11 protein-coding genes, 1 tRNA gene and 1 pseudogene are annotated in these 11,279 nt (G+C 31.1%); 7 read left to right on the forward strand and 6 right to left on the reverse strand.

The window, feature by feature from the left end; all coding sequences use genetic code 11:
- Positions 1-164: pseudogene (locus tag V5787_RS10475) on the forward strand (IS1595 family transposase); the annotation flags it as partial.
- 56 nt (positions 165-220) lie between these two features.
- Here the strand turns inward: V5787_RS10475 and V5787_RS10480 are convergent.
- The 4 genes from V5787_RS10480 to V5787_RS10495 all read right to left on the reverse strand — a co-directional run bounded on the left by V5787_RS10480 (position 221) and on the right by V5787_RS10495 (position 4,682).
- Positions 221-1,570: a peptidylprolyl isomerase gene (locus V5787_RS10480; RefSeq protein WP_336893175.1), complete on the reverse strand. Its 1,350-nt coding sequence runs from the start codon at positions 1,568-1,570 to the stop codon at positions 221-223.
- A 1-nt stretch (position 1,571) separates the two neighbouring features.
- Positions 1,572-2,426 (reverse strand): hypothetical protein, encoded by an 855-nt coding sequence (locus V5787_RS10485; protein WP_336893176.1) that lies wholly within the window; start codon positions 2,424-2,426, stop codon positions 1,572-1,574.
- Entirely contained in the window at positions 2,419-4,302 is a 1,884-nt protein-coding gene (locus V5787_RS10490) for a peptidylprolyl isomerase (RefSeq protein ID WP_336893177.1), read from the reverse strand. Before V5787_RS10490 ends, V5787_RS10485 begins: the two co-directional genes overlap by 8 nt.
- Positions 4,303-4,400: 98 nt before the next feature.
- Positions 4,401-4,682, reverse strand: a complete 282-nt coding sequence (locus tag V5787_RS10495; RefSeq protein WP_336893178.1) for a DUF493 family protein — start codon at positions 4,680-4,682, stop codon at positions 4,401-4,403.
- Positions 4,683-4,846: 164 nt separating this feature from the next.
- Here V5787_RS10495 and V5787_RS10500 point away from each other — a divergent pair, with 164 nt between their 5' ends.
- The 5 genes from V5787_RS10500 (at position 4,847) to V5787_RS10520 (ending at position 9,436) form a co-directional block, all read left to right on the forward strand.
- The gene (locus V5787_RS10500; RefSeq protein WP_336893179.1) at positions 4,847-5,380 is read left to right on the forward strand and encodes an ATP-binding protein; all 534 of its coding nucleotides are present in this window, start codon (positions 4,847-4,849) and stop codon (positions 5,378-5,380) included.
- A gap of 59 nt (positions 5,381-5,439) precedes the next feature.
- On the forward strand, positions 5,440-7,323 hold the full coding sequence (locus tag V5787_RS10505) for an ATP-dependent DNA helicase RecQ (protein WP_336893185.1): 1,884 nt from the start codon (positions 5,440-5,442) through the stop codon (positions 7,321-7,323).
- 75 nt (positions 7,324-7,398) lie between these two features.
- Positions 7,399-8,343, forward strand: coding sequence for a methionyl-tRNA formyltransferase (fmt, locus tag V5787_RS10510; RefSeq protein ID WP_336893180.1), 945 nt, complete (start codon positions 7,399-7,401; stop codon positions 8,341-8,343).
- Positions 8,344-8,509: 166 nt separating this feature from the next.
- Positions 8,510-8,782 (forward strand): HU family DNA-binding protein, encoded by a 273-nt coding sequence (locus V5787_RS10515; protein ID WP_336893181.1) that lies wholly within the window; start codon positions 8,510-8,512, stop codon positions 8,780-8,782.
- 96 nt (positions 8,783-8,878) lie between these two features.
- Positions 8,879-9,436, forward strand: coding sequence for a YqgE/AlgH family protein (locus tag V5787_RS10520; RefSeq protein ID WP_336893182.1), 558 nt, complete (start codon positions 8,879-8,881; stop codon positions 9,434-9,436).
- Between the two features lies 1 nt (position 9,437).
- On the opposite strand, the gene V5787_RS10525 is transcribed toward V5787_RS10520, so the two are convergent.
- Both V5787_RS10525 and V5787_RS10530 read right to left on the reverse strand, forming a co-directional pair.
- Entirely contained in the window at positions 9,438-10,265 is an 828-nt protein-coding gene (locus V5787_RS10525; RefSeq protein ID WP_336893183.1) for an aminotransferase class IV, read from the reverse strand.
- Between the two features lie 88 nt (positions 10,266-10,353).
- On the reverse strand, positions 10,354-10,734 hold the full coding sequence (locus V5787_RS10530) for an START-like domain-containing protein (RefSeq protein WP_336893184.1): 381 nt from the start codon (positions 10,732-10,734) through the stop codon (positions 10,354-10,356).
- A gap of 125 nt (positions 10,735-10,859) precedes the next feature.
- Here V5787_RS10530 and V5787_RS10535 point away from each other — a divergent pair.
- Positions 10,860-10,933: transfer RNA gene (locus V5787_RS10535), tRNA-Met, on the forward strand.
- Positions 10,934-11,279: the final 346 nt, after the last annotated feature.

The raw sequence follows: 11,279 nt of genomic DNA on the forward strand, positions 1-11,279 counted from the left end.
CAACTCATGTAAGTAAATGGCATATACAAGCTTACTTTGATGAATTTTGTTTTAGAATTAATAGGTCACAATACAAAGAATCCATTTTTCATAAAACAATTCTTAGAATGGTACTACAAAAACCTAAATATCAAAAAAACACAAAACAGACACTAGGCGTTTAATTCAGAAAAACAATATACAGTAACAAAAAAGAGAGCTTTTAAGCTCTCTTTTTTATTTATAATTCTTGTCCCCAAAGATATTCAAATTCACAATCCGCATTGCTTTCATTTATTTTCACAAAAGTATCAGCAACATGCTCTTTATACCATTTTTCCATAGTATCTTCTTGTTTTTTTTGCATTGTCATTTTCTGAATCTTAACATAATCTCTAGAGAAGTCAGCTAAATGCGATTCTCTTTTCTCACGGATTACAATCAGCTTAAACATCTTCAATCCTTCTCTTGTTTCATCGTAAAAAGGTTCTGTAATCTCCCCTACTTTTAAAGAACTAATCCTTCCATACAGACTAGGATCCATCCTTGTCAACTCAAAACTAGCATCATTCGTCTCTGAGTTTATAATAATCCCTTTGTTTTGACGCGTTCCTTTATCCTGAGAGTATTTCATTACAGCCAAATCATATGTTAACTCATCAGCCAAAATACTATCTCTTATTTGTGAAATTTTATCTTTAGTTTTTTTTAACTCCTCTTCAGAAACCTTAGGCTGAATTAATATATGACGAACATCTAACTCTTGACCTTTAATTTTCTCTAATTGAATGATATGATAACCAAACATAGATTTAAATGGTTCTGAAATTTCACCTTCTTCTAAACTAAATGCCACCTCTTTAAATTCTTTAACGAACCCACTTTCTCTTGTTATGGTATACTTCCCTCCGTTCTGAGTAACCCCAGGATCCTCTGAATACAATACGGCCTTCATTCTCATACTAGATCCATTTATAACATCCTGACGAATTTCATTTAGTCTTTTGATAACCACTTCAATTTCTTTCTCAGAAGGTGTTACATGAATTGCTATTAGAGCCATTTCAATTTCAGCTCCAAATTCGGGTAAATTGTTTTGCGAATCTAAACTCCTAAAATAAACACGCACCTCCTCTGGCGTAACTGTTATTTCAGAAACAATATTTTGCTTTTCCCTTTGAATCAGGGTGTTTTCTCTTTCTATTCTAAGAAGCTCTTTCCTTAAATCATCTTCATCATCAAAACCATACATTTCATATACTTTTTCAATTGACCCTAACTGTTGCTTTAAATAAGCAATATTTCGCTCTACACCAGACTCAATTTCAGCATCACTAACAACTACACTATCTACTACTGCATGATGTGCTAATAATTTTTGTAACATTATCCGTTCTAACATTTCACAATCAGAAAGCGTTACTTTTCCTTCACTATTATTATGAATTTCTTGCTTGAATTTTTGTACATCAGAATCTAATACAATATTTTCACCTACTACGACTGATACCCCGTCAACTTTAATTTTTTGTCCCTGCATAGTAATAACCATAGCAAAAACATGAAATAATAATATTATTCTTTTAATCATCTTAATAAATTTCTAATTGTTTATTTTTTATTGCATCCTTAACCAATACCTCTTGCACTTTATGAATCAACTGAAGTTTTCGTTGCTGTAATACCATTTGCTCAATCGTTTTTGAAATATAACGAAGCGGAGCTATTTCACCTCTCTTAATAACATCATTTATGTAAACATAATAAATAAGCCCATTATAAGTTTTTGTAATAAATTTTTCCGCTTGCAAAACAACATTTTTATCATAGTTAATCAAAACAGGTAGTTTTTTTTGAACATCCTTATAACGAATCCATAGAGAATCACTTAAAAAACAGGATTCCATATCATTGGATTGTTCAGATAAAGTAAATGAAGCATTTCTCGACTTAGAAAAAAAAAGCTTTCTATATGCTGTTCTTTTTTTATGTTTTGGATCCAAAGCAATATACTTAAATTTCACCAATTCTTCATTAACTCTAAAACTCACTTTGTTCTTTTCATAATATGTCCTTATTTCGTCATTCGTTACAATTGTATCTAATTCTTTAGCAAGCAAAGCTTTTTTAAAAGAATTTATATACAAATCTTCTCGATACCTAGAGATCAATAATTCTAACTCTTTATTCTGACTAGGCATATTTAATTTTGCTTTTTGCAAAAGTAATTTTTTCTTCACCCAAGAATTAATCAATTTTTTAACTACCTCAGAACTATCTTCAGAAGATATATTCTCAGGGAAAATCAGACTTAAACCCTCCTCATCTAATACGTAACCATTCACTTTGGCTATTAATTTAGAATTCTTTTCTCCAGATGTAGTTTGAAATAAATCACAAGCTGAAAAAACGGATAAAATTGATATGTATAAAAAAATCTTATTCATCGTACATTTCCATTTCAGAAGCTAATTTTTCAACTCTTCTTTTATAAATTTTTATTTTATGCTTAGCTCTTAATTCTGACAACCAAATTTTCTGTATCTCGTCCTGATAATCACTAATCACTTTTCCTTTTATATCATCAAAGTTTTGTTGAATCATATTTTGTTTTGAAAAAACCTTTACGATAATCGTATATCCATTTTCTTGATAAACAGAAGTAATACCTGTTGTTAAATCAACATTTTCAGGAAAGATACTATTATCTCTTTCAAAATCACCTGATTTTAACAATACATTCTCTAAGTACTCAACTTTAACTTGCACAACCTCTATAGAGTTCGAATTAGAGATAAACTGCCTTAGAGCTACATCTTCTTTCATACACTTAGAACTCACCACCACAGCCTTAAATGTTTCCGGCTTTACATATTCAGTTCTATGTAGCTGATAAAAATTCTGTAACCCAATCGAATCATTTTGTGCTGCATCCCAAATTTTTTCTTTCATCAAGTCAAAGAGCAACAAACCATTTTTATACTCTTGAAAAAGATTCTTAAAACCCTCATCTGTTTCCTCCAAATGCACCTTGTAGTACTCAAGAATTTCTTGATTTAAATAGGAATCAAAATTTTGAAAAACTGTTCGATTTCTCCTAATCGCAATGTAATTTGAAAAGTCCTCTTGAGTTAAAGTGTCCTTCTGAATAACAATCAACCAAGTATCTAAAGAATCCTTTACCGAAAAACTCGGATTTTCAAACTCTTTTTTAGCAACTTCATTAACGGAAATTGCATATTCTTTTTTCAATCTTAACACAACCGGATTGGATAATGTTTTATATCTACCTACCTTTTTGGTTTTTTGTAACAAATCCTTTTTGGTAACTTCAAAACTCCCTATAGGATAATACTTTATATATTTTACGATATGCCATCCATAAACGGTCTTAAAGGGCTTTGAATACTTTTCTTGTTCCGTCAAAGCAAAACTAATTTTACCAAAAGGAGGAGGTAAATCTCCGACACCAAATCTATTTAATACTCCTCCCTTAGATGAAGTTCTTTTATCATCAGAATACTTTCTAGCCAACTCTTCAAAATCCCCATTCGCAACAACCTCTTTATAAACTTTATTTATTGTAGAAGCACCAGAAGAGGCTGTATCTTTTATCATTATATGAGCAACCTCCATTTCCCCAAGAGATTTACGTGTATCAATCACTTTAAGAAAATGATACCCAAATTGGGTTCTAAAAACCTCAGACACCTCACCTTTCGGTGTATTATATGCTGCATTTTCAAAAGGAAAGACCATTCTAAATACCGCGAAAAACCCTAAATCCCCTGCATTTATCTTTGCACTTGGATCTTCAGATTTCTCCTTTGCTACTTTGTCAAAATCGGCACCTTCTAAAACGTTGTTTCTAATTGCAATTATCTTTTTATAAGCTGCTATAGTATCTGTTGAGTTTTTATCAATACGAACTAAAATATGACTTGCTCTTATTTCTATCAAACTTCTACTATACATTTCTTTTACAAGACTGTCTATTAAACTATCGTCATTTAAATAAGGGAGTACTAACTGATTTCTATACCTAGCAACTTCTTTTATATACGAAGAAATTGTATCCATTTGTAAATTTACAGCCTCAATAAGTTTTAATTTATAATCTATAAACAACCGTATATCATCGTTTATTTTAAGTGTTTCTCCTGCGTTTTTCAAACTCTTGTTCTTTCCAAATAACCTAACAAATTCAGATTTATAAACTTTATTATCATCAATTTTCAGTAATACTTTATCTGTGTGTTTTTGAGCAATAACAACACTGCAAAGCAATAAAAAAAATGCAATCATTTTAATGTCTTTAATCATAAAATTTATAATTTTAAATTTCAAAAATAAGGATTCTATTTATTATTTTTCCAGTCTTGAAAGATATTCTAAGCCTCTCCGATTCTGTGTTAAATAAATCACAAAGAAACAATCCCTTCAACTCCAGTTACCTCATTGTATTTAGCAATTATTTCATCAGAACTTTTTACCATCATCATTATTGAAATACTAATATACTTATTGGTTTTTGATGCCTTTATTTTGATAACTGCTTCTGGTAAGTTAAACACCGATTTCACCTCTTCTAATTGATTTTTTGTCGTTGGAACTATAAACTTGAATAAATATTTAGATGGATAAGTAGACGTATTATCTAAACTCTCTTTTAACGTCGCATAAAACTCTGATTGCTTGCTCATTTAAAATCTATTTTCTTAGGGTTTTTCTTCAATTTTTGAAGAACACAAAACTACATATAAACAATGACTTTTGAAAAATTGAATTTGTTTATTTTAATATTTTTAAAAGCTGGATTATCTCTTCTTTTTCAACGTTTCATCTCTAAAAATATTACTTTTGTTTTATGCCTGAAAAAATTATTATTACTGGAGGACCTAGCACTGGAAAATCTAGTCTTATCAACAACTTAAAAAACAAAGGATTTCGCTGCATGGACGAAATCTCTAGAGCAGTTATTTTAGAAGCACGTAAAAAAGGAATAGAACATTTGTTTATTTCATCACCTATATTGTTTAGTGAAATTTTACTAGAAAAAAGAATTGAACAATTTAAATTGGCAGAAAAAGAGATACAAGGTCCTGTATTTTTTGATCGAGGCATTATTGACATCATAGCCTATTTGAATTTTTCAAAAACAAAACATTCAATAGATTTTAATTCTCTATTAAAAAACATTAGATACAACCAAGTATTTATCTGCCCACCTTGGGAGATTATTCACAAAACCGACAACGAACGTTACGAGTCTTTTGAAGATGCAAAAAAAACACACAATCAGTTATTAGAAAGTTACCGAAAAGAAGGCTATTCTGTCATTGAAATCCCAGCAGGAACTATTGACGAAAGAACTGAATTTATCATAAATAAGGCTTCTTAATAGAAACTTTAATATCTTTAATTATAAATAAGTCGAGAAAACTGAATCAAACAAAAACCATATTAAAAAAGTACTGGGGCTTTGATGCCTTTCGTCCTTCACAAGAAGAGATAATTAATGCTATTCTGGAGAAGAAAAACTGTATCGTATTACTTCCTACCGGTGGTGGTAAATCCGTATGCTTTCAAGTTCCTGCTTTAGCAAAAGAAGGAGTCTGTATTGTAATTTCTCCTCTTTTAGCTCTTATGCAAGACCAAGTTGAAAGTCTCCTAAGAAAAGAGATCAAAGCCATAGCGCTAAACAAACCAATGTCTCAAAACGAAACCATCGTTCTCTTTGACAATATTCAATTTAACAAAATAAAATTTTTATACTTATCTCCAGAGAAACTACAAACTCCATTTATTCAGGAAAAAATAAAACAATTAAAGGTATCACTTATAGCAATTGACGAGGCGCACTGTATCTCTGAATGGGGACATGATTTCCGTCCTTCATATCTAAAATTAGATGTTTTAAAAGAACTATGCCCCACTGCTAACACAATTGCCCTAACCGCATCTGCGACACCTAAAGTACTTAAAGACATTGCTCTACAACTTGACATGGAAATGCCAAAAGTTTTTAGAAAATCATTTAAAAGAGATAATTTAGCCTATCAAATTTTTGAAGTAGAAGACAAAATTTTTAAAATAAAACAGATCTTAACTAAAATACCAGCACCTACTATTATATATACAAACACCCGAAATGACACCAAAAAGATAAGTGATCTATTGAACAGTCAAGGATTTTCGAGTACTTTTTACCATGGTGGACTCAACTCCGAGACCAAACAAAAAGCGTATACAGATTGGTTTTCTGAAAAATCACGTATTATTGTTGCTACGAATGCATTTGGAATGGGAATAGACAAACCTAATATTCGTGTTGTAATACATGTAAAAATTCCTAATAGCATTGAAAACTACTTGCAAGAAGCAGGTCGAGCAGGAAGGAATGGAAAAAAAGCTTTTGCTGTTATGCTCTTACAAAAAAACGACATCTCGTTGTATAAAAAGAATCATGAAGAGCAAGAAATTACAATTGCATTCCTAAAGAAAATATATTTTCAACTAAATCAATTCTATACTGTTTCTATAGGAGAACTACCTCTAAAAGAATTTGACTTTCAAATAAATCAATTCTGTAACTCCTACAAAAGTCCTTACCTCAAAACTTACAACGCTCTTAAAACCTTAGCGACACATCAAATAATATCCTTTACGGAAGGACTTCATAAAAGAACAACAATAAAGTTTATCACTTCTAGCAATAACGTGCTAAATTACTGCAATCAATATCCATCATTAGACACTTTTATCACTAGCATCCTAAGAACCTACGGAGGTATCTTTGAGAACACCGTTACTATTAACGAATATGCCATCGCAAAAAAAATAAATATTTCTCACAAGCAAGTTCTTCAAAATCTTAAAAGACTTGAGAAAGATGGAATCATAATTTACACATCCACTAGCAACTCTACAAATATTCAATTTTTAGTTCCTAGAGAAGATGACAGAACGATCAATACTCTTTCAAAAGCGTTTTTAAGACTACAACACAACAAAAACTTTAAAGTATCTGCAATGATTAATTTTATTGAGAACGACAAAACGTGCAGAAGTCTTCAGTTATTAAATTACTTTGAAGAAAATGACAAAGTGGTCTGTGGTATCTGTGATGTCTGTTTGTCTAAAAAAGAGAAAAAACCGCCACCTGAACTACAAAGTCAAATAATTAATTTGATTGAACGACAAAAAGAAATTAGCTCAAGAGAAATTGTATTCAACTTAAATCAATACAAAGAGAATGATATCTTAAACTTTTTAAGTTCACTCTTAGAAGATGGTAAAATCAATCTCACTAAAAACAAAAGTTTCGAATTAAAAATTAATTAAACACATCCTATAAATTTGCCTATTAAGTACAATATCTTTGCACCTAGCATAGACATCTTATTAACTTAGAAAAGCATGAAAGATTTAAAAATAATTTTTATGGGTACTCCCGATTTTGCTGTAGCCATATTAGCCCGATTATTAAAAGAAAAATACACTATTGTTGGTGTAATAACTGCTCCTGACAAACCTGCTGGAAGAGGAAGAAAACTCAATGAATCAGCAGTAAAAAAATTCGCAACAAAAAACAACTTAACTGTTTTACAACCTACCAACCTAAAAAGCACACTATTTTTAGAAGAATTAAAGTACTTACAAGCAGACTTACAAATCATCGTTGCCTTTAGAATGCTACCAGAAGCCGTTTGGAACATGCCTATATTGGGTACTTTTAACCTACACGCTTCTTTATTACCTCAATATAGAGGTGCAGCTCCTATTAACTGGGCTATAATCAACGGAGAAACAAAAACAGGAGTCTCTACATTTTTTCTAGATGATAAAATCGACACGGGTGCGATTATTCTTCAAACAGAAACAGATATTACTTCTGATGAAACTGTTGGTGTCCTACATGATAAACTTATGCACTCTGGAAGCGACTTAGTTATTGAAACCTTAAAACTAATTGAGGCTGATAATGTCACCACGACCATCCAACCAGAAAAAGCGACAAAATCTGCTTATAAAATCCATACTGAAACTTGTAAAATTAACTGGAACGATTCCTTAGATAATATATACAACCATATCAGAGGGCTTAATCCATACCCTGCAGCTTGGACAAACTTCATCAATAATGGAAAGGAGTCAAAATTAAAATTATTTGACGTTAAAAAGGAAATCATTGATCATTCACACGAAATAGGAAAAATAATCTCCGATAAAAAAACACTAAAAGTAGCGACTAAAAAGGGGTACTTAAATATACTATCACTGCAACTTTCAGGTAAAAAAAGGATGGATACCGCTAGTCTTCTCAACGGATTTAGTATCAAACCCGACTCCAAAACGGATTGAAACTGATAAAAAAACGAAGAATGCTCGTAAAAACAACAAGTGTTATTAACAATTTAACCTGTTTTATCAACAATTCATGGTATTTTTATAGATAAGGCTTGTACCACCCCTTATTCCTGCTATATTTGTTAGAATAAAACAATTTTTAATTTTTAAAACTATAATTATGAACAAATCAGAATTAATTAATGAAATAGCTGCTGATGCAGGAATCTCAAAAGCAGCAGCCAAAGCTGCATTAGAATCTCTAACGAACAATGTAACCAAAACCTTAAAAAGTGGAGGTAAAGTTGCTTTAGTAGGATGGGGTACTTGGTCTGTTTCTAAAAGAGAAGCTAGAGAAGGTAGAAACCCTCAAACTGGTGCTACGATCCAAATTGCAGCTAAAAACATCGTTAAATTTAAAGCAGGTGCTGGATTAAGTGATTCTGTAAACTAATTATAAGAATGTATCTTATTAAAAACTTCTTTGGGGATTCCAAAGAAGTTTTTTTATCCTTTATTTTTAGTATCTTGATTCTCAAAACCACACAATATGGACTCATTAGAACCCCACAAAGGAAGATTATTAGTTGCCGAACCTTCTATCTTAAATGACAGCTCCTTTAATAGATCTGTGATATTACTAACAGAGCACAGCAATAACAATTCTATTGGCTTTATACTCAACAAACCGTTGTCTTACACATTAAAAGACTTAATTCCTGAAATAAATTGTGATTTTATTATTTATCAAGGAGGACCAGTAGAGCAAGATAACTTATATTTTATCCATCAAATACCCAAACACATCCCAAATAGTATTGAAGTAGGAAATGGAATTTATTGGGGAGGAGATTTCAAATCTTTGGTTACTTTACTAAATGACAAAAAAATTGACAGAAGCAGTATCCGTTTTTTTCTAGGCTATTCTGGATGGGCTTCGAATCAGCTAACGGATGAAATGGATACAAATTCATGGTTTTGTATTGAAAATAGTTATGTAAACATTTTAAAAGAGGAAAATAACACTTTTTGGAAAAATCACCTCTTAGAAATTGGCGGAAAATATAAGCTATGGGCAAATGCACCTTCCGATCCAAAACTGAATTAAACTACTTTTTAGGAAGTGCTTTAAATGCCTTACTTACTCTTTCTCCTAGGGAAGTTTTAAAATTTTTCTTTCGATATTTAGTCACCGGTTGCACGCCTACTATTGCATTAGACAAAAACACCTCATCTGCTTTTTGAATATCAAAAGGAGAAATAGACTCTTCTATAATCTCAAAAGAAATATTCTTCTCTAGAATTTCAATGATTTTCTTTCTAGCAATTCCTTTGATACAACCATCCAACAACTTAGGAGTTCTAATAATATTGCCTTTGATCAAAAATATATTGGCATTCGTAGATTCAACAACTTTCTTGTCTTCATTTATCAAAACACAGGCATCTAAATCATTTTCTTTAGCATATATACTTGCAACAACATTTAACAGTCTGTTTGATGATTTTAACGTTGACAACAAACCAGAATTTACGTAATGATCTTTATATATATCTATTTCATAATTAGCCTTCACTTCGCTTTTTGTATCAAAGGTCTCAATCAAAAACTCAACCTCATTAGTGTCTGGTGTATACAAACCACCTTCTTTTCTGTATACCGTAATTTTCACTTTAGAAACTTCTGATACACCAATTAATTTAATTAAGTTTAAAATATGATTTTCCAAATATTCGAAAGTCAAATGCATTGGAATCTCCATACGAATCATACGCATTGATGCCATTAACCTAAAGTAATGATCTTCTAAAAAACAAATCTCCCCCTCTTCTATACGAATTGTTTCAAATAAAGAATCACCATAAGAAAAACCTCTATTATTCTTCGACAATTGAAATGACTCTTTTTCTATAAGTGCACCGTTGTAATTTATCATGGATTGATTTTTTTAAGAGCGACAAATTTAAACAAAAAAACGCCCTGAACAGAAGTTCAAAGCGTTTATATAATTAATAGAATCTAATTCAGGCTCCAATAGTCTGCTTCAATTCACCAATCTGATTTTCCCATAACAACTTTGCTTCTTCAATTTCATCTTCCTCTGCAAAATCCGTTACAATTAAAGAAACATCTTTTGTAATTGCATCAATTTGAATTCTAAATTCGAAATACGAATTTGGATCTTCATCTTCTACCCATTTAAACCTAGTTCTTTCATCATTTTTATTTGCCAATCGCTTTGCTTCTTCCTCTACTCCATCCCACATAAAAGTATACATTACCCCTCTAGAATTCACATTATCAGCGAACCACTCTCCCAACGCTGATGGAGAAGAAAAGTATTGATACAACATGGTTGGCGAAGCATGGATAGGAAACTCTAATTCAAATTTAATTTTACTCATATTTAATAGTCTTATGCCGACAATGTATGTAATATTTTTAATAAAAAAAAATTATTTTTACCTGTGATTTTTTTAACTTTTCACTTGCAATAACTTAAATTTGTTTTATATTTGCAGCCGCAAAAGGCGTGGTAGCTCAGATGGTTAGAGCGTCGGATTCATAACCCGGAGGTCTCGGGTTCAATTCCCGATCACGCTACAAATCAAATAGTCAATAAAAATGCACTCTAGAGTGCATTTTTATATGGAATCAATTTTGACTAAATTACGTACCGAATATAAAGCGAATAGTTTGAAAAAGCACACAGCGCCAAAGATTTCTTGAATTCAAGAACTTAACGCAACAAATCGAAAAGTTGCGTTTATTAGTTGAATTTAAGGATTAAAAAAATGGTTGCTATAAAACCTCCATTCAATAACTTAACGCAACAAATCTAAATTTATAGATTTGTAAAATGGCAGTAAAAAAACATAGACGACTTACTCGTAAAGAAAGAGTATAAATTGAGACTCTTTTAGATGAAAAAAAATCAAAATCCTACATT

The sequence above is a fragment of the Flavicella sp. genome (genome assembly GCF_037132785.1).
Taxonomy (GTDB): domain Bacteria; phylum Bacteroidota; class Bacteroidia; order Flavobacteriales; family Flavobacteriaceae; genus Flavicella.